This window comes from Bradyrhizobium sp. cir1 (assembly GCF_014198245.1).
Classification (GTDB): Bacteria; Pseudomonadota; Alphaproteobacteria; order Rhizobiales; family Xanthobacteraceae; genus Bradyrhizobium.
Map to the genome: position 1 here is coordinate 25107 of NZ_JACIHE010000022.1, position 24608 is coordinate 49714.

Below are 24608 nucleotides of genomic sequence, written 5' to 3' on the forward strand. Positions count from 1 at the left end.
CCGCACGGAGTCTGTCACTATGGGAGCAATGCAGACATTGCTTTATTCGCATCGCGCCGGGTTTGTGGGTACACGGCCTAGCGTTAGCCGATGGCTAATCTGGCTGGCAGGGCCAAAGGGGAATTGAATGAAGGCATTGTCGATAGTTTTCGTGTTGCTCACCACCATTGGGGTTGCCAAGGCCGAAGAAGCCGCGCCGAGCCGGATCGACAGCATCACCAAATCTGCGCGCGACATGATGCCTGCGATGCCATCCTTGCCTTCCGTGTCCCTGCCGTCGATGCCGGACCTTTCGCTCCGGGACTTCTTGGACACTACGGGCAGGCTGATGACCGAGTTCAACACCTTCACCCAGCAAGTCGGCGATGCGCTGCCGATCCTCGAACAGATGGGCTATGAGGTCACGACCTTCAAAGTGACGTGGGGCCTACCGCCGAAAGCCCGGCTTCGCTTGAAATCAAACGGCAACGCCGACATCCAGAAAGTAAATGCCATCGCTGCCAAGGCGACGAGTGGCGGCGTGCTGGTCTCGGCCCTGATCACCAGCGCAGCTACAGCGAAGCGCATTCAGAACACAATGAAGCTCGGCACCGCTTACCTCGACGTGGACTTCGCTGTCCCGCCTCGGGTCAACATGAAGTTCGTCAACCTCCGGGCCAGTGAGAAGGAAGAGTTGCCGCGCGACACGGATGACTTGGAAATTTCGTGCAAATAGAACCGCCACTATCCCTTCGTCTCGCCTGTGGAGCAGCCGTGTTCGTCAATGTAACCAACGGAATTAAGACGTGGCTTGTGGGCCTCTTCGCCTCAACCATCACCCACACGACGCGCCCCGAAGACCGGGTCCTCGCGATACGCTGGCTCAGCCAATCACGCGAGGTCGTTGCAAGCCAAGCCAGCTCCCTCGAAAAGCTGAGGCAGTTGAACGCGCTGATCAATTCGCGGACGACCATCAAAGCGATGGCCAAGAGCATATCTGCAACCGCCTCGAATTACCGGAAGTCGAACCTGCCGTTGTCGATGAAGATCGCGCTACCGGCCACGCTCGCCGCGATCCCGTTCGTCGGCGGTCATGCCGCTGGCATAGCGGCGTTTGGTGGCGCTCTCGGCGTCCCGGTGCTGCTGCTGGTCTTTCTCGGTACTGCAGGCATCACCTCGATCATCGAAGCGGTCGTGACAAACCCCGAGGCACGGACCCATATTGCTGAAATCATCGACATCATCATTGAGGACGAGTGGCTACGTCAGACTAGCGTGCAGATGAAGGCCGCGATGAAAGAGCAGCCGATGGACCCCACCCGTTTCGCAATGCCGGTGGAAGAGATGGCGCTCCGACAATACCTGCTCAGCATGGACCCTTTTAATTTTGAGCAGCACAGCATGAGCTTCTTTCATAGGGCTGGCCTTGAAGCTTGGGCTACTCGAAAATCGAACGACTTTGGTGTCGATGGCTTTGCCGTCCATCCTGACGGCCTGATGATCGTCCAGTGCAAGCGAAACTCGACGGAGAACAAAGTAGGGCGACCGACCATCCAGCAATTCAAGGGAGTTGTGGAAGAGCAAAATGCCCATCGCGGCTACATCATCACTACGTCAACGTTTACAGAGGAAGCCATTGCATCGACAGCCCTGACTGACAAGATCATGCTCGTTGCGATGGATGATCTGGTGCGCTGGCATGCAGAGCCACCGGCATTTTAGCCTCCGGCCATGGTCCGGAGAGCGCGGCGGTTCGGCGGGAGAGCGAGGAGGAGTGGCGCTAGACCCCACCCCGACAAACCGACACCAAGAGGGCCCCGGGTCACCATTCACTCGGCGGTGACATTGGTGCGCCCGGCGCGGACCCCGGTGTCCGCTATGTCGGGTAGCGGACAGCAACTGATCCGGGACGACTTCGTTATCGATCAGCAGTCAAGGAGTGATCGATCATGGAGTACCGTAACCTGGAGTATCAGGTGGTTCAGATATCCAGCCCAACAGGCTGGAAGTGGACCGTGCAGGTTCCCGGGAGGCGCATTCTCATGTCGGAAACGAACACGATCGCCCTGTCCCCGCTATCCAATGATGGGCCGTCGTCGGTGGAGGGTACGTGAGGATATCCATACCCAGTCGCGGTTTAGAACGAAGAAACCGGCCATAGATGCCTTCTTAGATGGCCTTCTGACGAAGCTGTTATCACCACCCGCCGATGAGGTTGTAGCCAGCACGCTCCGGCGACGATGGTCCGTCGGGTGCGCGCGGTACGGTGATCAACCGCACCTGCAAAAGCGCGAGCGGGCTGATGTCGCTGCGATGCTCGCAAGCAAGACCCTGTTCCCACGCGGCGAACACCAGCGCCGCCTCCTGTTGTTCGATGTCGAGCAGATCGCCCATCACCTCGGCCTCGGCCTGCTGCCGCGCTTCATGCGACAATCTGTCGCCGCCGAGAATGCGGCTAAGTTCGATGCATGAACCGATGCCCTAACCGCCGCAACTGCTAGGTTGCCGTCTGCGCCACGGCGGCGACGGAGAGTGTATGCGAACCGAGCAAAGGCTTGGCGTCGGAAGGGGGATGGTCGCGCAACTCGGCCGATCCAACGTCGCGCCGTGCGCGGCCCGCCCAACAAAAGCGACGCGGCGTTCGGTCATTGGTCCCTGCGACCGCGTCGATCGCGGTGCCAACTCGGTGGAAAGCAGCTGCCGGTAGCGCGCCCAAGTGAAGAGCTCATGGCTCATGAAGTAGGCCTCGACTTTCCCCTCGATGACGAGGCTATCGGTGTGCCGGACGTATTCTGTTAATCCTTCGGCTTGGACAGCCTAACACCGGTCCCACCCCCGTGGCGGAACTTCACGGAATATCATCATCCAGGTCACGGCTGCGTTTCCATTCGAGGTATCGGTCGGGGGAATTTCGGAACAGCATGGCCCCTCCGGTTTTCGGATTACGTCACTGGAAGCCAGTAGCGAGCACCTGGAGCCATGGCGAGTAATCCGCGCAGCTTTAATCCGTGCCCGTGCAAGACCGAAGCAGACGTACCAGAAATCCGGGCGGCGTTGACAACTGCACCGGCAACTGTTGGGGGACACGCCATCGCGGCGTTGAAAGCACAGCGCGAGATTGCCAGCCGAGATTACAAGGACGGCCGGACTCCGTGTTGGGTGGGGGCTTTGCGCAACTGACGACAACTTCCAATGGCGGCATCTTCTACGCGGATCATTCATCGTTGGTCTGATGATGTCGTCGGGCAGAAGGTGGCTGCGCGTTGATGACTCGCGAGCCAACTATGAAAATCAATCTCGGCAACTTGCCGTCCGGGCGTCTTCGTTTTCGTTGACATCGACGACAACACGCGAGCGATGCACCGCCAGGCGCTGAGAATGCTCATACGCGAGGGCTCGGATTCAATCCCTTGCTGGCGCACATCTCGGTAATCACTTGGCGCGTGCCTACGAAGGCGAGGCGCGCAGGCCACCTATAGCGGGGCGTCCTATTCTTGCACAGGAACGATTCAAGCGACGCGAGTAAGCTGGAGTCGGCGAATGATAACTCATTCTTCAAGCTCGTCGAGCAAGGCGATGCGCTTGTCCTGACGCTCGCGAAGGTATTCAGCAGCCGAACGCTGCGTCTTCTGCCACTCGATGCGATCTTCCGCGGTCCAAAGGAAGCACTCACGTTCGAAGCGAGTTTTCTCGCGGTCGTCGAATTCCTCGTAGAGTTTGATATCACGCTCCACTTCATCAAGTTGTTCGCGAATAGTATTAGGCATGGCCGTCCCTTGGGGCGTTGCCTCCAGCCGTGCCGGTCATCGGCTCAATACCAGCGGTTAGCAACAGTGGTTTGACCGATCCATGGTTTGTTCACAAAACATATTACGTGGGATTCTAAGCAGGCCCGCAGCGTGACGGCGATCTATAGCCGCCCCGTCTTGTCAGCTTTCGGAAAGGTAGTCCGCGTAAAACGCCTTTGAAGTTAGTGGCGAGTGGCAGGGACAGCGCAATGGCAACAGAACGGTCAGCGCCGAGTTATGTTCCCGCTAACTTCAAATGGTAGCGCGGGCGGGGCAGGGACAGCCTCTGATCCAACGCAACCGAACAGCGCCGAGTCTCGCCCGCACTGCCTGCGACCTGAAACTGATCGCCAAGTCACCGCCCTGTCTTGGTAGTTGCTCTAGGGCAGTCGTCCGGAGAATACACCCCTGTCAGCTTCTTGCCCCCGCTTGAAGCCGATAAGTTAGCGGCACGTGGCAGGGACAGCGCTTTATCGGTCCACTTCAAAGCGCCGAGTCACGTGGCCGCTAACGTTCCCGCTGTTTAGGTCGCGCGGCTGCCACCGTGAGCCCGGTGTGATCCTTGAGGCCATCGATTACCTTGAGCGCGGCTTCGAGTTCATCTCGAAGACGCTTCGTAATCCGCAGAATGCCGCTCGCGAGCTCCTCGCGGCTGATTTCTGCACCGTGAGCAACTTTTTCTTCGAGGTCGCGTATAGCTTCGCCGACTTGTGCAGCGAGAATGTGCTAGGCATCATCCGGCTCCGTCCTGATTAAGGGTCCGGCATCCGCCGAACCACGGCGTAAAAATGTCCCCTACACGGTTGAGTAGAGCGGGTGGCGTTGCGGGAAAATCTTGTCCCACATCTCGCGTCTGAGCGCCTCGAATTCGTATAAGGTCGAAAGAGGGCAATCCGCCACCGCGTCCATTTCTGAGCCGACAACTTCAAGCCGGGATCGCCAATCGGCCAGCTGTTCTTCAGTTCGCTGTGGCCCCTACGTGTCTTCTGCCGGTGTATGGCTTGGCCTACGGACGTAGTCCTTGAATGCTTGGATTGCCGCTACCACTTCCGTCCTAGGCACGGCGGTTACTCCTATGAGCGGAGCCAGCTCGAACAGTTGCTGGCCAAGGGTTTTAATATGACAGCACGCGGGGAGGCGGCAACCCACTGGTGCGGGTAGGTGCCCTCCGGTACTTTTCGACGATTTTGCTTTGGTTGCCCCCTTGGGAATTTAAGCCTCTCGGGAGCGAGCGCGGTCAGCTTTGCTAGCAGACGGTGTTGAAATTAAAGGTGCGTGGCAGCGACAGCGCGCATCGGTCCACTTTCAAGCGCCGAGTCACGTTGCCGCTAACTTCACTGGCAGCGCGGGCGTGGTGGGGACAGCGTCCGATCCCTCCCAGCTGACCGGCGCCGAGTCGCGCCCGCGCTGGCTACGGTCACTGAGATTGAGATCATTCGGGGCACTCGGCTAGGAGCGGGAGAACATTGTCTGGTTGAATGTCGTCGGCCGTTGTCTTGATGTACTTGTGCCCGTTGTGCGTGGCCCCAACCACACCAACCCTGCGTCCATTTTCTTCGACATAGAACTCCCATTCGGCGCTCTCGATATCTTTGACAACCTGATCGATGGACCGCTTCCACGGCTTTCCATCGGGGTTTACTCCGCCGACATGTGTTATTCTTTCGTGAGGATTCTTTCTGTCCGTCTTGTTGGCGTAACGAATGCGTGCGCGTTTGGTCATTTGAGTCTCTCCCAAATCTGCAAGCCTGAGGCACTAGCTTAGACCGGAGCAGTCAATTCGACCGGCTGCCAATTCAGGTAGGTGCTTCCAGTCCTTCTCAGCGATACTCCTTGATCGCACCCCTTGGGAATTTGAGCCTCTCGGGAGCAAAGGTGGCCAGCCTCAGTCTTCGGGGACGGGCTGGCCTGCGCGTTCCAGACGATGGTGATCACCAATTCCAGGCCATCGTGATCACTCATTCCAGGGCATCGTGATCACCGTTTCCAGGGGATCGTGATCACCAATTCCACGGGATCGTGATCGGTATCTCCAGCGGATCGTGATCGGGGACAGCGAGCCGGACACCACTGACAGTCTGCAACCCAGGTAGCTTGGTCTTTTGCCCGATAGCAGAGGATCGAGATGCCGACAGAGAGACTGTCCATGCGCCAAATTCGCGAAGTTTTACGCCTGCACTACAGCGTCGGCATGTCGCAGCGCGTTGTTGCCCGCAGCCTCGGCCTGGCCCAGGGCACGGTCAACAAGTACCTCAACCTGGCACGCCGGGCCGGCCTGACGTGGCCGTTGCCGCCGGAGCTCGATGACGATGCCCGGCTCGAGACCCGCCTGTTTCCGCCACCGTCCGATCTACCCAGCGATGAGCGTCCGCAGCCGGATTGGGCGCTCGTTCATCGCGAGTTGCGGCGGAGGAACGTCACGTTGATGCTGTTGTGGGAGGAGTATTGCGACCCCAAGTCCGACAGTTTCAGCTATTCGTGGTTCTGCGAACGTTACAGGGAATGGGCTGGCCGCCTCAAGCCGACCTTGCGTCAAGTTCATGTCGCCGGCGAGAAGCTGTTCGTTGACTATTCCGGCCACACGCTCGAGGTGGTCGATGGGCTCACCGGCGAGATGCGCACGGCGCAGATCTTCGTCGCCGTGCTCGGTGCTTCCAACTACACATACGCCGAAGCCAGCCTCAGCCAGAGCCTGCCGGACTGGATCGGCTCCCATATCCGGGCCTTTGGCTTTTTCGGCGGTGTGGCCCGGCAGACGGTGAGCGACAATCTCAAGGCCGGCATCACCCGGGCCTGCTTTCACGAGCCGATGGTCAACCGGACCTATGCCGATCTTGCCTGCCATTACCTCACTGCCATCGTTCCGGCACGGCCGTATCGGCCACGCGACAAGGCCAAGGTCGAAGTCGGCGTCCAAATCGTCGGGCGATGGATTCTGGCGCGCCTGCGCAACCGCCGTTTCTTCTCACTCGCCGCTCTCAACGAGGCGATTCACGCACTGCTCATCGACCTCAACAACCGACCGCTACGGAGTTGGGGACGAAGCCGGCGCGAGCTGTTCGAGGAGCTCGACCGACCAGCGCTGACCCCGTTGCCCGACGAACCCTACGAGTACGCTGAGTGGAAGCGCTGTCGGGTGAACCTCGATTATCATGTCGAGATTGCCAAGCATTACTACAGCGTGCCTCACAACCTGGTGCATGAGGAGGTCGAGGCACGGATCACCCTAAAAACCGTCGAGATTTTCCTGCGCGGCAAGCGCGTCGCCTCCCATCTGCGCAGCTCTCTGCCGCATCGACCAACGACGATTGCCGAGCATATGCCAAGCTCACATCGCCGCTACCGCGACTGGACCCATGAGCGCATCCGCTCCGAAGCCGCCAAGGTCGGGCCCGACGCCGAGACCCTGATCGAGGTCATCCTCCGGTCGCGGCCGCATCCGGAACAAGGCTTCCGCTCGGCCATCGGCATTCTCGGACTGGTCAAGCGCTATGGTCAGGAACGCGTCGACGCCGCCTGCGCCCGTGCGCTGCTGCTCAATGCCCGTTCCTATAAGTCGGTCGCTGCCATCCTCAAGAACGCCACCGACAAAAACGCTTCTCCCGCCCAGGAGGCGCCCGTCCTTTTCCACGCGAACATCCGCGGCCGCAGCTACTACAACTAATCAGGAGATCATTGTGCTCATTCATCCGACCGTCGAACGCCTGCGCGCGCTCGGCCTCACTGCCATGGCCGATACCCTCATCGAACTGCAGAACAATCCCGAGGCCGCCGACATGCCACACCCCGATTGGCTCGGTCTCCTCGTCGATCGCGAGGTCACCGCTCGCGACAACCGACGTCTCGTGCGGCGCTTGCGTAGTGCCAAGCTCCGCCAGGCTGCCGCCATCGAGAATGTCGACTATCGCACCGCTCGTGGTCTCGACCGTTCGCTCTTTCAGAGCCTCGCCACCTGTCAATGGATCCGCGAGCACAACCATCTCGTCATCGTCGGTCCGACCGGCACCGGCAAGTCTTGGCTGGCTTGCGCGCTCGGCAACAGAGCCTGCCGCGACGGCTTCTCGGTCCTCTACAAGCGCGTGCCCCGCTTGTTCGCCGATCTCGCCCAGGCACGTGGCGAAGGCCGTCTCGCCCGCCTGATCGCGGCGCTGGAGCGCGTCAACCTGCTCATCCTAGACGACTGGGGACCCGAAGCGCTCTCCGCCGACCAGCGCCGTGATCTACTCGAGATCGTCGATGATCGCTACGACAAGGGATCATTGTTGATCACAAGTCAGGTCCCCGTGTCGCAATGGCATGACGTGATTGCCGATCCCACCCTCGGCGACGCCATATTGGACCGCATCATTCACAACGCCCACCGCATCGAGCTTAAGGGCGACAGCCTGCGTCGTCGGGCCGACGATAGGACAGCAGCGTGACCACCGCGCGCCCGATCGCCCCACCGGCCCACAGGTCCCTCCCGCGCGCGCCGCTGCGCCGCTCGTGGGGGCACTCCGCGCCGCGCGCGGGGCCCTCCCATGGACCGCTGGACCGATCTCCGAACCCTCCCGCCCGTCTTGACCAGGAAGACCATTTCCAGCAGACATAAACACGTCAGTCGTGTTCGCCTCTGCAAGTGATCACCATCGTCTGGAATGAGTGATCGCGATCGCCTGGAACGACTGATCACCATCCGTGGAATACGCACTGGCCACCGAAGTTAGCGGCTCAAATCCATGGGCGCAGTACGGGCCAACGGATGCACGTATTCGAGCGGCACATCACGTCCCTACTGTTCTTACCGACACCGATTGCAGTATCATGCGCGAGGCATTCGGGCGCTGTTCGGCGCTGCTCCATAGCCAACCAGGAGAGATCAATCCGAGGCTGGCTGCGCCTTCCGCTATCAAGGCCGAGCTAGATGCGCTGGAGAAATGGATCGCCGAAATCCGCGCCCGCCAAGAGAAAGCTGCTTGATCAAACTCAAACACGGCCAGGTCAAAAAAACGACACCAACGGCGGCGCCGCGTTATCTTGCGATTCCAGCCACTACATCGAAAGGCTAGCTCGGTTGACAAGCTACGAATAGCGGCATCTGAAAACCTATGGCAGGGAGAATCTGTCAATCTCCCTCTCATTTGGCAAACGTGCAAGTCCTGTGGCGATGCTCGTGAGCGCGGTCGCTGATGAACATCGCTCAAAAATCAACAAGAAGCGCGTACTCAACAAGCCGGGCATCAATGTCGAGATCCCCGATACGCTTGCGGACAGCGGTAAGCTCTCCGAAGTAGCTTACCTTCCAGCGCGTCCGGCTTGGATCGATGTTGCGCATCATTTCTTGGAAATAGGGATAGTCGACCTCCGAGACGGAGTGCCCCATGACAAGAAGTTTCTCGACGGGGCGATCTTGCGGAAGAACGCTTGGTCTCTGAATGATCTCCTCAGTCGGCTTGAACGTTTCTTTGAAATAGGAATCAAAGGCTTGGCCTTCCACGACTGTGTCGGCATCCTCCGGATCGGTGCTAATCCGATAGGGATCAAGATTGTCGTCCGGCTCCTGGCCGTGTCCAGGCACGAGCTGCGCCTCCGGGTCGCTCGCCGCTCCGTGGATGTGCAGGATGTTTTGATATACCAGATCCCTGCAACGCCTCTACAACCTGCCTTGAAGTTCAAGAAGGAGGCTGATGGATCAATCGGAAGCCGCAGGTTCTCAACTGGCGGAGCGTGTGGGATGCGCAGCTGCCGGATCCAATCTCCAAAGCGCGCTCTCTTCGAAATCGCATCGACGACTTGCTCGATCTCATACTGGTGGTCGTGGTGATATGCGTCGCTCCATTCCTCAGCACCGTAAGATAAAGGAATCGGATGCATCCTCGATCAGCGTATCACTATCGAAGTGCGCGAGCCGGGCCTCGAACTCGCGCCAAAACGCCGCGTTGACATGGAAATAGCGTTCCGCGACCTGATACGTCGCATGGTCGACCGCCTTCAGGTATTCACCGAACGCCCTGTATGACGATTGAATTCCGTGATGCAGATCGAACCCGTTGCCAATGATGTAGAGTGTTTCACTCAAAGATCATCCTTCTCAACAGCGTGCGGTGCCTATCCGAGACTTCGATCGATTCCGCTCCCCGAGCCGAACAGAGCGGATTTGCCAATCCACGACGAGGCAGGAAAATGCCTCCATACCGCGCTCGAGGGCCTGCCGCCCGGCAAAGGTCCGATTCGCGCGCTGCACGTCGGTGATCCCAGATCCGACTAAGCAGAGAAGGTGTAGTTTCAAGCGGCTGGATTTGGGCTGGAACGCGAGCCCGTCGAAGCCCATGCGATTGCTCTGAAATGAACAGGAAGTATTCAATCAGCACTCTCACGCTGGGCATTCCTCAGTCAAAACGCTTTGCAATCGGTTCGCCGCCGCTACTGTGAAAGAGAGGGCGCCAGTCTTTACGGGCCGCGTCGCATGCTGAACGAGACAATTCTACACTTAACCGATCTTTTCACGAGCAAGATCATGATGCCGGATCACTTCTGTTATGATGAATGCCAGGAACTTCTCAGCAAAGTCTGGGTCAAAGTTGGCGGCCTGTGCGAGCGCACGCAGTCTTTTTGTCTGTCTCTCCTCCCGGCCTGGATCGGCAGCAGGCATTTGCAGTCGCGCCTTTAGTTTTCCCACCTCTCGAGTGCACCTAAAACGTTCGGCGAGAATGTGAATCAGGGCAGCGTCCAGATTGTCGATGCTGCTCCGAAGAGCATTCAATTCGGGTGGAGCTTCCAACGTCTCAGGTCCCTTCGATGCGCACGATGTTTTTCGGCTTATAACGAGTCTCTGTACTAGTAAGCCAGTTCTTGAGCCAGACCTCGAGTGCAAGCTAACGTTGACGTCTTATGAGCCAGCTCGAGAGTTTGATGCAAGCACCTTAGCCAGCGGACGTGATTTCTGGGAGCCGACTAATCTTACTGCGTCACAAAATTCGATAGCTACTTTGACTTGAGACTGCCCTGATGCAACAAGGGCATCGAGATAGTGTGGACGCGAGAGCGACGCTCAATCCTCGCCGAACGGTCGCTATCGAATTTGGAACGTGCCGTTCAGGCCGCAATGGCGGACCCCCTCGGGCGATAAGTTTCGGGAATTGTAATTTCTTTGAAAAGCCCGGCGGAACCCGTTGCTGAGGGGGGAAGCGTCTCCCGCTCGGAGACCAGGAATCCGTAAGCCGCGATGCACAGCGTTGCGTGATGGTGGAAGCCGCGCCAGCCTCGCCCCTCGAAGTGGCCAAGGCCAATCTCCTGTTTGAGTTCGTGGTAGTCGCGCTCAATGCGCCAGCGCAGCTTGGCCGTGTCGACCAACTGACGGAATCCAATGTTCGCCGGAAGCGTCGAGAACCAATATTTGGTGGGTGATTCCTCGCCCTCCGGCCATTCGATCAGCAGCCATTCCTCCGGCCGGCTTTCGGCGAGCCAGTAATCTCGATGTGCCGCACGGATGCGCACACGGGCAAAGCGCGAGGATAAGCGTTCTGCCGTCCCCTCACGCCACGTGATCTTGCGCCAAGCATCCATTGGCAGACCAATCGCAAGCTTCTTAACTGAGATAGGTTGATACTTGCCATCACGTCGCAGCAACTTCGGAGGTCGTCCGCTCCCCGACCACTTCTTCGGCGCCCGCGGCCCAGTGCCAGGGCGCCATACGGACGTTTGTGGCTGGATGCCGGCCACATAGTTCAAGCCGAGATCTGTGATGCTCGTACGCAGATCGGTATCAGCACCATAGCCGGCGTCCATCAGCACTACGCCACGCGGCAAGCCCCCTGCACAGGCCCAGCGCAATTGCTCAAGCGCGATAGCCGGCTTGGTTTTGAAGGTGATCTCCTTGGGCACACCGGCTTTGAGCCGACGCGGACGGTCGGTCGCCCACTCCTTTGGTAGATAAAGGCGATACGCCACCGGCAGGCTCGCGTGATGGTTGGCAATCGAAAGGGTCACGGCGACCTGACAATTGTCTTGCTTGCCCAGTTGGCCGCAATATTGCCGTGCAACCCCGACCGAATGCCGTCCCTTCTTAGGAAAGCCCGTATCATCGATGATCCAAGCTTCGATCTCTCCGTGGCGTTCGATGCTCGGCAGCACTAATTCACGGACCTTGGCCAACACTTGTTGGTCCGACCAGTCACCTTGACCGACAAAATGCAACAACGACTGGTGTTGCGCTGCTGTCCGCTCAGGAGCCGTGATGGCCGCCATCGGCTCGACACTCTTGCGATCGCAAGGCATCATCAGACCGGTGCAGTAGTCGCGAAGCGGTTTGGCTCGGCCTGAGTGCCCGATCACGCTCGTAAGACCCTCAACATACGCCGAAAACCGCGACGCGACGTCCCCCGATTTTGCCAGACCCATCTCAGCCTCTCCGCATGCTGAAAAGATGAGTCTTCTCAAATATATGATTCTTCTCGGTAAAAGCCGCGACACTCTGACTCAGTAAGACTAACCGGTTCTGAAAAAGTGCCATTCCCTACGTCTTCTATTTGCGGTTAGCTTCTAGACATGCGGCAGGACCGGTCGAAGTTCGTCCGCCCTCTGCAAAGGCTTCGTCCAGGTCGTTGGTGGGCGCCGAACCAGCCGGCGTAATATCTCTCGTCGTGGCGTTGCTCTCCACCGCGAGCCTACCGGTTGAGGACAACGCCGACCTCTTCAGAATTTCAACGGAATCAGGGACATTCCTCAGGGTCATGTCTATTGGGCCGTCAGCCCATGCTGGTTTCCAACAGTTGCTGCGAAGGTGATGAATTGCAGGCTGCAGCGCGCCTCGTGCCTGCCACGTGCCTAATCCTGCCGGCATAACGTCTTCAACAAACAGCCCGTTCGGCGCGCCGGGATCCGCACCGAGTGGACTGCCGCTTCACAGCTCAAGCGCATGATCCGCGAGCACCTGCCGCATCAGTGCGCCCTTGATCTCGCGGGCGATCTCGTCGCGGATCTGGGCTCCGAACTGCAACTCGGCATCGCTGTTTCCGGTCAGGTCATGGTCGGCGAGTCGCTGCTCGAGCCGGCTCGGAAACTCCCCGTCCATCGCCTCGGCGAGCCGGTTCTGCATCTCTGCATGGGCTTCGGGGGCAATCCGGCTCACCACCGTTTCCCAGGGCTGCCAGAGAGTTGCCAAAAAGTCGGCGAACCCCGCCGCTTCCTCATTCCGCACCTGCGTCTCGGCTGCGGTGAGGTCGTGCTCAGTCACGTACGAGACGTCGTAGAACCGCATGTCCGGAGCGATGAGCTGCAGGTCCAGCCGGTCACGCAGCTTGACCTGATAGGCCAGATAGACCTCTATCTCATCGACGAACTGGAGTGAGTTGACCTTTTGACGGGCAATCGGCTCGAGTGCGCCCAGGCGAAACAAGACCCGGGCCTTCTGGATGAGTTCGCCGAGCCGATCGTCATAAGCCCCGTCCTCGACATCAGCGTTCAGGCGTGCGGTCTGCATGCCGTTCCAGGTCAGAGTGATGCGATCCTGGCAGGTCTCGCTCGCCCCGAAAGCCAACTGAAAATACTGCTCGCGCAATTGCGGCCTGATCGCAGCCTGCTGCAGATCCTCGGCGACGGCCTCCTGGAAATGAGGATTATCATAGTTTACGGTGTTCCGTAGCCCATTGAGGAAGAGCGCGTATTCCGGCGCCCCAGCCTCGCCGGCGAAGTTTTGCCAGGCGGCGATCACCTCCGGCTCCTCCATCCAGTCCGCTACTACCTCGGTCAGTGACCGTTCCTGATCCACAGCCGTTCCCTCGCCCATCGAGAAGAAGACACGCGGGCCGTCATAGCCCGGGGAATGCAGGGCTTCCGCCAAATTCGTACGCACCTGCTCGGGCAGCGGATTATTCTCCATATAAACCATGCACCCAAAAGCTAGCCGGGTTAGCAGCGCCTGCGGCAAGCTGCTCAGCCGATTATTGCGTGCCTCAAGCACCTGCAGTTCGACGGGGAGATTGTCGGGTAAGCTGGTCAGCCGGTTGCCGCTGACGTGAAGTCTCTGGAGCTCAGGGGGGAGGGTCTCGGGCAAACTGTCCAGCTGGTTGTCGCACGCAAAGAGCACCTGCAGTTCGACGGGAAGATTGTCGGGAAGGCTGGTCAGCCGGTTGCCATTGGCTTCGAGCTCTTGGATTTCAGGCGGGAGAGTGTTGGGAAGGCTGGTCAACCGATTGCCGCCGACGGCAAGTGACTGAAGTCCGATGGGGAGGGCGTGGGGCAGTCTGGTCAACCGGTTGCCGCGGACGTCGAGGTCCTGCAGCCCATCCGGCAGGGTATCCGGCAGGCTGGTCAAGCGACTACTGCCGACCGCGAGTGTCAAAAGGCCCTCTGGAAGGTTTTCAGGCAGACTGGTCAGCCGGTTGCCCCCGATGGCAAGTGACTGAAGCCCGTTAGGGAGTGTGTCCGGCAGGCGGGTCAACCGGTTGCCGCTGGCGCGGAGCGCCCGCAGTCCAGACGGGAGGGCGTCAGGCAGGTGCACCAGCTCGTTGTCGCTCACGTTGAGCGACTGAAGCCCAGGCGGAAGGGCGGCCGGCAGTGTCGTCAGGGATAGATTTAACAGCTCCAGCCCTGCATAGACGTCGCCTGCCTCACTCCAGGCTTTTATTCGTCTTACAGCCTCTTCGCGCTTCTCGTCTTGCGACTGCCCTTCCTCCTCGGCCCAACCATCCAGGATCTGGTTAAGCCGCGACTCGCTGAAGACGGGGTCTTCATGCGTCGGACCGCTTGCGCGCCCCGGAGCCCCCGTTTGCAAGGCTATGGTCCACTGCGCTGCGGCCGGGGTCAGTCGGCGGCCTCCTCTAGAGGTATTGCCATCGCCCGGCCGGGGCTGTCGGCCCAGAATCGATGCCCCCAAATTTTGCTCGGAACGATTTGCGGCGGATGTTGACGGCTCCGGCGCTACATCACCGGCCTCGGCCCACGAATGCTCCTCCTGATCGACACTATACGGCGGCCAATCGGCAGCTGAATCCATGGCGTGCCAATCATCTGTCAGACTGAAATTGCCATCCGGCAACTGGCCGTCGCGATCCGCGACCGGAAAAAGCACATGCTGATCGTCTCGTTCAGAGCAGGCGAACGAATCCGACGGCGACCGCGAGGTGGCTTGTCGGACTACATCCTCGTGCGGCATTCCCAAACGATCCGCACCTCTGTTCGAAGCAACACAGGGCGGCTCGCCGAGGCTAATTGAATCGGGAGGCTGGCGACCGTGAAGACGCAACTCATTCACGTGCTGCTGAAACCCGGCTTGGTCTGCCTGCTGCTGTTGCCCCCGATCGTAGTACGTCTGATCGACACGGGTCTCGAATGGGCTGAGATTATTGAACGCATCCATCCCACTCTCCTTGTCAGATCTGAGCAGCTAACGCAGGTCTGGATAAGTACGTTCACGCTAAGAGGCTTAGCTTTCTAGAAGCTGACGAGGAATCAGAATGATCGTAACTGTCCCGTAAGGCCTTCGTGGAACACTTATTGCTGGATGGATCATTGCAGTGACAGCTTGCGTATGTCTGCTACGCAGACTTGAGCCTTGCCGGCGTGATCCTCGAGGGAAGACGTGCTCATACGCCGCGAGAGCAAGTCAGCAAATTGCATCTCCCGCCCTGCATCCGGCAATCCGATCACTGCGCAGCTAGGTCGGACAGCAAAGATCACCTTGGCTTGACGCCATGCTGCGCACCTTCTTTAGGTAACTGGTGGACCGATTGCTGCGCCAGTATGTTCATCGGAGGCGGGCTGAGGCCGAAGTCCATCGTCTCACTTCGAAAATCACCAGATGCGCTCTGGCAACCACCGGCTGGAGAAGATCAGGTAACAGGATGTTAATCCGCCAATCGTGCCACGCCCGCGGGGTGACGGTTAGGGAGGTGCAAGGTGGCTATACCGGTCGCTCTCACGACAGCACCAGGGAAGTAGACACTGCGTAAAAACGGCAATTTGTCACGCGCATGCGGTGGCCACCGCCGGCGAGGCTGGGATTGGAAGTTGGCATACGAAGCCTGTGAGGCCGCCACTGCCCTGCTCTTGCGCAAATACGGAAAGGCGCTCTTCCGCAAAGCCGCTTCTCCGGCTTCACGTCTTTCCGCCTTGGGCAAGATCGCGTCGCTTCTGCCGACTTGCACGCTCCGCTCTGCCGAGAGCGAGATTTTCCAGCAATTCTCGACGCCGATCCCGCTCGGCGCTGGCAGCGCTGAGCTCAGCCGCCATTACGGCGGCCGATCGCGCGCGCTACTCGAGCCGTCCGCAGGCACCGGGCCATCCTCGCCGAGAACGCCAGCAGCACCCCTCGTGCTCAACGAGCTGGCCGAGTGCCGGGCCATGTTGCTCTCTTCCATCTTTCCGGCCAACTTCGTCACGCGCTTCGACGCGGCCCAAGTCGACGATCACCTCCATCCCGTCGCCCCGAGTGTCGTGCTGATGAACCCGCCTTTCTCGGCGATGGCGAACATTTCCGGCCGCATGGCTGACACAACGTATCGTCATATCGCCTCAGGCGTGGCGCGTCTTGCTGATGGCGGCCGCCTGGTCACGATATCACGCGCAAACTTCTCACCCGAGGCCTCAGCTGCTTGGCCCGACGCCTTCGTCCGGTTGCAGCAACGTGGCCGCGTGGTGTTCACCGCCGCGATCACTGGCGCGATCTATGCCAAGCATGGCACCACGACCGAGACGCGCCTCACCGTCATCGACAAGGTGGCCGGCCGATGACCCGCTTCCCGCAGTCGCCGGGAATCGCGCCCGACGTCGCGACGTTGCTCCGTTGGCTCGGCGAACACGTTCCATCTCATTCGCCAGTCACCTCGACTGGCAAGCTTCCCGTATCCGAGCAGAGTTTTTGCGGTGGGCGGCGGCACGTCATGAGCCTACTCAAATCGAGCTGCACAAAGGCATCTTGAACAATGCAGTGATCCCGTCGGCACGAATCACGGACTGATTTGAGAGGTTTTATTGCCAGCCATTGCTGTGCGGAAGGGGAGCCAAGCCATGCGCGTTCTCGCGTATTGTTTTCGTCCTCATGGGGCTGGCCAGTCCGGCTTACGCCTGGTGGGATATGGGCGACATGGAAGTTGCCGCAATCGCTTACAGGCGGCTCGATGATGCCTTACGGCCGAAGATCGAAGCCTCATCAAATAGCATCCGGCGCATCTGCCTCAGGCCTGATCGACGTTGAGAAGTCGTTCTACGGCGATGTCTGGGCGGACCTTAGACCTTTGCCTGTCAGCGGCGGCCCCCAACCGTCAACCGACATCATGAACGCTGGTGGGGGAGTTCTTCATGATGCAAAGGGAGCAATTTCGGGTGGCGTTTGGCAGCTAAACGGGGAAGGGTTCAAAAAATGTCGGACGTCGGTAACACCCTTTCTCTGAATTGTCAGCTTCTGGAAAGGCGCCCTCTACGAAAATGAAGCCTTCGGCAATTGGTACGACCCAGGTTGCGTCGAATATCGCCGAAGTAAACCGCGGTTCGGTCGAGACTGGCGCGGCATCTACGCAGGTACTTGCCGCCGCCGAGTCCTTATCTGAGGATAGCAATCGTCTGAAGCTGGAGGTGCAGAGATTTCTGGCCACGGTAGGCGCAGCTTAGGACAGCTTTGGCGCGCTAAAGAAGCAGCGCTTCCTCCGGAGGCGTAGATCTAAGCCGACGGACCTGCGCGGCGGGCGGAACGTCATTAGATCGTCTGATTGTACTCGCCGACTTCCGGATGCGTGCGCAGCACGCCATCCACCATCTCGAACATGTCGTGCATACGCTGCTCGGAGACCGGGCTCTCGACCACGCCGACGAGCTCGGGCTTGTTGGAGGAGGCGCGCACCAGGCCCCAGCTGCGGTCCTCGACCGTGACGCGCACCCCGTTGACGGTGACGAGATCGCGGATCGACTGGCCGCCGGACTTGGCGCCCTTCGCCTGCAAGCCTTCAAAGTGCTTCACCACCTGGTCGACGACGCCGTACTTGGCTTCATCGGCGCAATGCGGCGACATGGTCGGCGACGACCAGGTCGTCCGTGAGGTCCGCCATCCATTTGCCTGGGGCGCGGTCAAGCATGTCGCAGATCGCGATCGCCGAGACCAGGCCGATAGAGGAGCCCGGTAGCTCGTCAGGCTCATAACCTTGAGGTCGCTGGTTCAAATCCGGCTCCCGCAACCAACATCATTACTGACGGCGATGGCGCAATGGCCCTGGCTGCCTATGCTTTGATCCGACACAGAGGATTGCGCTTTCATTTTTCCTTCGAGCCCACACCTCAGCTTCACGTTCAAACTCGCTCGACGGTCGATTGCCGAATCTCTAGAGTCGCTCAAGTCCAAACGCGCCGCTTGACCGCGACCGTCCGTCCACTGAATCACTTGTTCTATGGCACCTGATCGGCAATCACCTACAGAAGACGATCTTCTCGCCACAGGTGGCGGCAACGCCACCGCAGCCGGCGTGAGCTTTCAGGCTGCGGTAGGCGCCGCTTTCGCGTGCCGCCTTCTTGCGGACCGCAGTCTCGATGAGCGGCTTCGGCTTGGCAATGCCAACCTGCGCTCGATCCGTTTCGAGACCGAAGCTCCGCTCGATGACGTTCTTGTCGAGACCAGCGCCGGCGGCTGGGTCTTCGTTCAGGCAAAGACAAGCCTTTCCCTTTCGACGAAACCGGATAGCGAACTCGGAAAAACGGCCGAGCAAATCATCCGCCAGTTTCAAGCCTGCGCTTGCGGAACAGGCGAACGCGGCTGGGACCGACCGCTCGTTACCGAACGGGACCGGATGCTCATCGCGGTCGGCCCTGACGCGCCGGGCACGATCAAGCGTGACCTGGCCATTGCGCTGGCCTCGACGCAGGCACCCGCCGCCGCTCCTCTGCCTCAAGCTCAGCAGCAAGCCCTCGACAAAATGCGGGCGCTGCTTGCCGGCGCATGGCAGAAAATCCACGGCGTCGCCCCCGACAGCGACGAACTTGATAGCATCATACGCTTCCTTTCGATCATCGACTTTAATCTTGATGGACCGGACCGCACCGCAGCGGTCGAAACGCTCGCGCACGTCACCGAGAATGCGGCCGACGCATCGGCGGCCTTCTCGACGGTCGAACGCCTTTGCGAACGGCTTATGGCGACCAGACGCGGCACCGACGCCGCCGAGCTGCGCCAAGCCTTGGCAGGCCGTGGCGTGCGGCTTCGCGCCGCGCCTACCTATCGGCTCGATGTTGAACGCCTGCGCAACTACAGTGCGCGCGTTCAGGCACATTTGACTCAATATGAAGAGACCAGAGTTGGCGATGTCGAGATCAAGATCGAGCGCGACTGCACGGCCGCGACCGTCGAAGCGGCCAGCGACGGATCGCTGGTTCTTGTCGGCGAACCCGGCGCAGGCAAAAGCGCCGTCGTCAGCGCGGCCGCCGAGCGTCTCCGCGCGGCAGGCAACGAGGTCATAGAGCTGGCGGTCGATCGCCTCCTTGTTGATTCTCTTGACGGGCTTCGGATCGCGCTTGAACTGGATAACGGCGTCCGGCAGGTTCTCGAAAACTGGCCCGGCGCCGGACCCGCGTTCCTGTTCATCGATGCGCTTGACGCCACACGAGGCGGCAAGAGCGAGGCCGTGTTCCGGTCCCTCATCTCGGAAATACTCGAACTGCCCGGTAATCGTTGGCGCGTCATCGCATCTATCCGGACTTTCGATCTCAAGCTCGGCGAGCAATTCAAGAACCTGTTTGAAGGCGAGCCACCCTCGGACCAATACGTTGATTCCGCGTTTCCCAATGTTCGCCACCTCCACATTCCGCGCTGGTCCGATGACGAGCTCGACCAGCTCCGGCAAAGGGCCCCCTCGATCGCGGCTGTGCTCGATCGCGCCGGTGATCGCCTCCGCGATCTGGCACGCGTGCCATTTAATACCCGCCTGCTCGCCGACCTGATTGGCGATGGCGTGTCGCCGGACGTGTTCGGCGGCGTGAGCCTCCAGGTCGAGTTACTCGCGCTCTATTGGCAACATCGTATCAACCCGCTCGGCAGCGGCGCCGACCTGTGCCTGCGAGCCGCCGTCGAGCAGATGGTTACCAACCGCGGTCTGCAAGCGAGCCGATTGACAGTCGCGCAGAGCGACACAGCGGCGTTCGACCGGCTCTTGCGCAACAACGTGCTCATCGGCGTCGCTGGCAACCGCTACGTTGCGTTTCGTCATCATATCCTGTTCGATTATGCCGCGAGCCGCGTCTTCATCGACCCCGCAGATGTCGAAGCCACAGGCGACCTCTTGCGCCGCGATCGCGGCCTCGGGCTTATGCTCGCTCCAGCGCTTTCCTATGCGCTGCAAGACTTGTGGGTTACCGGGTCAGCCGGCCATCAGGAGTTCTGGCAGGCCGTCGCGCATTTTGCCGGTGACCATACTTCCGATCCCGTTGCGCGCAGCGTTGCCGCGCGCGCGGCATGCGAATTGCCAACCATGGCCGATGACATGCGCGGCTTCACGACACTCCTTTCAGGAGCTCCAGCCACGCGGCAGCTAGCATTTCAAGCGTTCTCCCACATTGTGGGCGCTCTCTCCGTCAGAATCGAAGACGGCCAAGCGCTCCAGCTCGGTCCCTGGTGCACTCTCGCATCTGCTGCCAGCAACCACCTTGCGGATATCGCATGGCCGCTGCGCACGTTGCTCTTTCTGCTCTCCGAGCGGACCTTAACGCCGCAGCAACTGGCCGAGCTCGGTCTCGCCTCGCGTCGGCTGCTCGACTACGCCATTCACCAGACCGGCAATTGGTCCCAGATTGCGTCGGCCGCGGTCGGCTTTGTCGCCGATACCTTTGAAAGTGACATCGTCGCATCGCGCCGCTGTCTGGAACAGCTCCTCGCACCTGACCGGCTGCGTGAACACGCCCATGAAGAGATGCCTTGGCTGGCGCGGAAGGTGCTCAAGATTGGGAACGGAGATCCTTCGTTTGTACCCGCCATCTACCAGGGCGTCTTCAGTCACGCCGCCACCGAAGACGAGCGGACCAATATTGGCGATAGCCAAATCTTGCCGCTGCACAGCAATCGGCGGCAAGACTACGAGATGGCGCGATGGACACTGAAGGAAGCCTTTCCGCGCTTCCTTCAAGCGCACCCCATCGAGGGCGTGCGCGCTCTTGTCGCGGCTCTCGACGCCTATGTCGAAACGGCACACCCCCTCGATCAGTCTGCCGAGGAGATTGCCGTACGCGCGGGCACCTCGACCGGCAGGCTCATCGACGACCGTAGTCATATCTGGGCTTGGAACCCGAACGACAGGCACAGCGATAATGGCGTTAGTCTTGTCCAGGCATTTTCGGCGCGCCTGACAGCGGCGAGCGAGGACGAAGCGCTCCAATTGGCCGGCGAAGTCATCGCTCGTAACCGGCTGGCGCTTCTCTGGTCGCGCTTATTCGGCGCCGCCTCCAGGCGCGGCGGACCGCTTGCCGCTCTGCTTTCGCCCTTCGCTGCACAGCGTCCCTTCCTCCTGTCGCAGGACACAAGCAAGGACGCTATCGACCTCATCGCGTCCGGCTACGCCGCGCAGACGATCGAAGCTCGCCAGATCTTTGAACGCGACGTGATCGCCATCGAATTTCCCCTTTCGAAGTCGCCAGAAAGAGCCCGACAGCATTTCCAGCTGCGGGTTTTCCGGACGATTGGCGCCGACCATCTGGTCACCCCGGGAGCCCGGCAAGTTCTCCAGGATGCTCCCGCAGATATCCGGGGCCAGACCAATCCCCGCCCATTCGAAATCACCTCATGGTCGGGCCCCGGCGATGACCGTTATTGGTGGCTGCGCGAAGACGATGTTGACGTGACGGCCTCGCCGAACGCCGAGCTCCTCGCTCAACTCGAAGAGATCAACAGGCAGTTCGGTCTCGATCCGCAAGGCCCGATTACAGCCGACCCGCATGAGGGCGTGGCGCTGTTGCGCGCCCTGTGGCACGCAGCCGACGAAGAAACCGGCGCGGCAGGCGCCAAGGTCGTTTCATACGCCAAGGATATAGTCGGCCGCGGCTGCACAAAACTGTCCGAAAATACCGATGCGCTCCGGGCGCGGCCCGACGCGATCGCCGCACTCTGCGAGCTGCTCGACACGCTGCTCGCCGACACGACGCCGATCATCACCGAGGAAGACGAGTCCAAGGACGAAACCGCGCTTGCGTCCGTCCGAGGGGGGCGGGTTGATGGCGCTGAAGCCGTCATGAATCTCTGCCGGATCGATGCCGAGACAGCGGCACGTTTCCTCGACGACTTGCGCCGTCTGGCGCGCGATACCCATCCCGCCGTCCGGTTCGCCATTGCGTGGCGGCTTGTCATGCTTTGGGATAATGCCCGCGAGCTCATGTGGGACCTCGCCGACACCTTTGCCGAGCACGAAACGAACGCGCGAGTCCTGCAATTCTTCGCAGATTTCCTGACGCGCGTTCTCCATGTCGATCCCGCACGCGTCGAACAGCTCGTGTTCGCTATCCTGCCGAAGGCCGAGCAATTCCAGGCTGACGACAAGAACGAGCTCATGGATGCACTCGGCAGCATCACGGTCATTTTGTGGGTAACACATACTCGTAGCGCGGCACGCGCGCGGCTCGATCGATGGCTGTCGGACCCGCCAGCCCATGAACCCGAAATTAGCCACGCCATTCATTCGATCCGTGGCGGTCTTGTTGTCGGGTACGGCACAAACGACGCGAACGATGCCGCGATACGGTCGCGATGCCAACAGTTTGCTGCCGAAATTGTCGAAGCATGCGCATCCGGCCTGCAACGCTACTTCGACCTCCCGCGCGAGAACCAAACGCAGGCCGCGAACGCGACTGCAACTACGTTCGCCAAGCTGCTAGACAACATGGGCGATCAATTCTACTTCGCGTCCGGCGCGTTCCGCGACAACGCAAATGAAGATGAGCCGCTCGCCAACGACGCGGTGAAAGCCGCGTTTTTCAATGACAACCACGCGACTTTTCACCGGATCGGCGATGTTGGCACGCCGCACACGATCTTTCACTTGATCGAGATGCTCGGTTACCTGATTCCCGCCGATGCCCCGCGCGTGTTCGACTTGGTCGCGCATGCGCTGCTTACAGCCGGACGCAAACAACGATTCCAATTCGAGTCGCTTGGTGCAGATCGCTTTGTCCAGGTGATCGGCGTTTTTCTTGCCGATCACCGCGAGGTGTTCGACAACCATGAGCGGCGGAATCAGCTGGTCGCCTGCCTCGAAGCCTTCGTCGATGCCGGATGGCCCTCCGCCCGGCGTCTCCTTTATCGCCTGCCGGAATTGCTCTAGTGAACGGGCCCCGCGACAAGGCGCGCTTCAAGACCACGCTCCACGATATCTTCGATGCGTTCAAGCCGCGGTCGAGCGGATCGGGGCCTCCGGCTTTTATCGGCGCAGCCTATCGTGATCCGCTTGAACATACGACCCGGCGATATGTCATTGACGACATCCCCGCCGCGCTCGGCTGGGATCTCGGGCGGCTGACACAACAGGTCGTCGAAGAGGCCCGCGCTCAAGGCGATACCACGCTCTTCCTTGACTATCTTGGCGTCAATCCCACGACACGCGTGCCGCTGTTGATCGTAGAGGCCAAGGCATGGGCAAAACCGCTGGTGACGCCGTCATTTGGCGGTGCCGCGCAGCAAGTCCTCACGAGCCCCTCAAGCCATGAGGCTTTGATCGCGAAGGCTATCGAGCATTGCAAAGCCGGTGGCCAGCCCAACCAGTCCCCGGTCATCCTCGAATGGGCGGAATGGCTGCACAAGCTCCACCAATACGTAACGACGCTCCACAAGCAAAGTGGGCATGTGGTGCAGTGCCTTGCCATTACGGCGGGCCGCTGGTGGGTCATCTTCACGGACCCCTATGAAACATTCGTTGCCCGAGGCAACGTTACTCCGGCTAACATCCGCGTCATTGACGAGCGCGATGCCGTCGCCCGCTCCGACGAAATTTACGAATATCTGGCGCGTCAGGCGCTGATCAACGATCCACCAGACCTCATCCAGCCGAGCCACCTGTCGAGCTATGTGGCTCCTGCGGATGTTGCGCGTCTCTTTCATGCGCTTTGGATCGCGCGCAAGCGAGACGGCGCACACTTCGATGCGTTTCCGCAGATCAATCTCTATCCGGCAATCGTTCTCGAACGCCGGGATGGCCAACTAATCTCCATCATTGATAGCCATCGTTCCCGCATCGCGGTACCTCACGACTACAGCCACCTGGCGCGACACTTTCAGGAAGTCGAGGCCAGCTCGGTTGCGCTTCTGCAAACCGTGAACCGCGAACTCAATACCACGCTCATGGCTTCGTCTTTGTCTGATTTTCCGGGATTCCCAACATTGGCGAATGGTCGAATTCCGGCCGTCGCCTCGCAAACCGCGACATTCCTGAAATCATCGCCAAGGCCTGACGAATTCTTGCTCGCCACCGGCACGGATACCCACTATTGCCTGCCGCATCCTACCGTCGATCCATGCGCCGGGCACAATTGGAGCGACTGCCTCACCCTTCGAGAGAATAAACTAAGCGCTCCGGTGGTAAGCCGCAGCTTTGAACCTGCGTCTTTTTTTACTACGCTTGAGCTTCATCATTGCGCACACCGCGGCGTGCACGACCGCCGGCAACGACGCTGCCTGGTCTCCGCGTTTGAAGAATACCTGTGCTGTCGAGCCTGTGTGTTCCAGGATGTTTGTTGGCCGGCAGTCGAACTCAATCGCTTGCCTTGCGGGTTCGCCGCTCGAGGTTCCGCGGCTCCACAATCTGGAGAGCAGGCTATTAACTCGTAACGTACAAGGTTGCCGCCGCGCCGCGGGGCGGCCTGTGCTCGAGCATTGACGCAAGGTTTGATTGGTGGACCCCTGCGCTT

At 60.0% G+C, this 24608-nt stretch carries 16 protein-coding genes and 2 pseudogenes; 9 read left to right on the top strand and 9 right to left on the bottom strand.

Annotated features, from left to right (window positions below):
- Positions 1-127 precede the first annotated feature (127 nt).
- Positions 128-715, top strand: coding sequence for a hypothetical protein (locus GGD63_RS31875; RefSeq protein ID WP_183247941.1), 588 nt, complete (start codon positions 128-130; stop codon positions 713-715).
- 38 nt (positions 716-753) lie between these two features.
- Positions 754-1701: a restriction endonuclease gene (locus tag GGD63_RS40865; protein ID WP_312013453.1), complete on the top strand. Its 948-nt coding sequence runs from the start codon at positions 754-756 to the stop codon at positions 1699-1701.
- Between the two features lie 474 nt (positions 1702-2175).
- Here the strand turns inward: GGD63_RS40865 and GGD63_RS31885 are convergent, their stop codons facing one another.
- Together GGD63_RS31885 and GGD63_RS31890 are read right to left on the bottom strand one after the other, a co-directional pair.
- Positions 2176-2412 (bottom strand): hypothetical protein, encoded by a 237-nt coding sequence (locus tag GGD63_RS31885; RefSeq protein WP_183247943.1) that lies wholly within the window; start codon positions 2410-2412, stop codon positions 2176-2178.
- A gap of 1115 nt (positions 2413-3527) precedes the next feature.
- Positions 3528-3746, bottom strand: a complete 219-nt coding sequence (locus tag GGD63_RS31890) for a hypothetical protein (RefSeq protein WP_183247945.1) — start codon at positions 3744-3746, stop codon at positions 3528-3530.
- Between the two features lie 576 nt (positions 3747-4322).
- On the opposite strand from GGD63_RS31890, the gene GGD63_RS31895 reads away from it, so the two are divergent.
- Positions 4323-4523 (top strand): hypothetical protein, encoded by a 201-nt coding sequence (locus tag GGD63_RS31895; RefSeq protein ID WP_183247947.1) that lies wholly within the window; start codon positions 4323-4325, stop codon positions 4521-4523.
- A 676-nt stretch (positions 4524-5199) separates the two neighbouring features.
- On the opposite strand, the gene GGD63_RS31900 is transcribed toward GGD63_RS31895, so the two are convergent.
- A complete protein-coding gene (locus GGD63_RS31900) occupies positions 5200-5490 on the bottom strand; it encodes a DUF3892 domain-containing protein (protein ID WP_183247949.1) in 291 nt (96 codons plus the stop codon).
- Between the two features lie 402 nt (positions 5491-5892).
- Here GGD63_RS31900 and istA point away from each other — a divergent pair, with 402 nt between their 5' ends.
- From istA to GGD63_RS31915, 3 genes are all read left to right on the top strand, one after another.
- On the top strand, positions 5893-7431 hold the full coding sequence (gene istA / locus GGD63_RS31905; protein WP_183247951.1) for an IS21 family transposase: 1539 nt from the start codon (positions 5893-5895) through the stop codon (positions 7429-7431).
- 13 nt (positions 7432-7444) lie between these two features.
- The gene (istB, locus tag GGD63_RS31910; protein WP_104465926.1) at positions 7445-8188 is read left to right on the top strand and encodes an IS21-like element helper ATPase IstB; all 744 of its coding nucleotides are present in this window, start codon (positions 7445-7447) and stop codon (positions 8186-8188) included.
- 256 nt (positions 8189-8444) lie between these two features.
- Positions 8445-8726 carry a hypothetical protein gene (locus GGD63_RS31915; RefSeq protein ID WP_246785743.1) on the top strand — a complete coding sequence of 94 codons (282 nt, stop codon included), beginning with the start codon at positions 8445-8447 and terminating at the stop codon, positions 8724-8726.
- A 220-nt stretch (positions 8727-8946) separates the two neighbouring features.
- Here the strand turns inward: GGD63_RS31915 and GGD63_RS40375 are convergent, their stop codons facing one another.
- From GGD63_RS40375 to GGD63_RS31935, 5 genes are all read right to left on the bottom strand, one after another.
- Positions 8947-9384, bottom strand: coding sequence for an AbiH family protein (locus GGD63_RS40375; protein WP_312013459.1), 438 nt, complete (start codon positions 9382-9384; stop codon positions 8947-8949).
- 204 nt (positions 9385-9588) lie between these two features.
- A complete protein-coding gene (locus tag GGD63_RS40380; RefSeq protein ID WP_246785744.1) occupies positions 9589-9825 on the bottom strand; it encodes an AbiH family protein in 237 nt (78 codons plus the stop codon).
- Between the two features lie 411 nt (positions 9826-10236).
- Positions 10237-10527, bottom strand: a complete 291-nt coding sequence (locus tag GGD63_RS31925; protein WP_183247953.1) for a chorismate mutase — start codon at positions 10525-10527, stop codon at positions 10237-10239.
- A 314-nt stretch (positions 10528-10841) separates the two neighbouring features.
- A complete protein-coding gene (locus GGD63_RS31930; RefSeq protein WP_183247955.1) occupies positions 10842-12146 on the bottom strand; it encodes an IS701 family transposase in 1305 nt (434 codons plus the stop codon).
- Between the two features lie 502 nt (positions 12147-12648).
- The gene (locus GGD63_RS31935; protein ID WP_246785745.1) at positions 12649-15105 is read right to left on the bottom strand and encodes an NEL-type E3 ubiquitin ligase domain-containing protein; all 2457 of its coding nucleotides are present in this window, start codon (positions 15103-15105) and stop codon (positions 12649-12651) included.
- 581 nt (positions 15106-15686) lie between these two features.
- Between GGD63_RS31935 and GGD63_RS31940 the strand changes: the two are divergent.
- Positions 15687-16567, top strand: a pseudogene (locus GGD63_RS31940) (methylase); the annotation flags it as partial.
- Positions 16568-17439: 872 nt separating this feature from the next.
- Here the strand turns inward: GGD63_RS31940 and GGD63_RS31945 are convergent.
- Positions 17440-17857, bottom strand: a pseudogene (locus GGD63_RS31945) (phosphomannomutase/phosphoglucomutase); the annotation flags it as partial.
- 267 nt (positions 17858-18124) lie between these two features.
- Between GGD63_RS31945 and GGD63_RS31950 the strand changes: the two are divergent.
- Both GGD63_RS31950 and GGD63_RS31955 read left to right on the top strand, forming a co-directional pair.
- Complete coding sequence (locus GGD63_RS31950; protein ID WP_183247957.1) at positions 18125-23029, top strand: ATP-binding protein; 4905 nt, start codon at positions 18125-18127, stop codon at positions 23027-23029.
- Entirely contained in the window at positions 23029-24528 is a 1500-nt protein-coding gene (locus tag GGD63_RS31955; RefSeq protein WP_183247959.1) for a hypothetical protein, read from the top strand. Before GGD63_RS31950 ends, GGD63_RS31955 begins: the two co-directional genes overlap by 1 nt.
- The last annotated feature ends 80 nt before the right edge of the window (positions 24529-24608 follow it).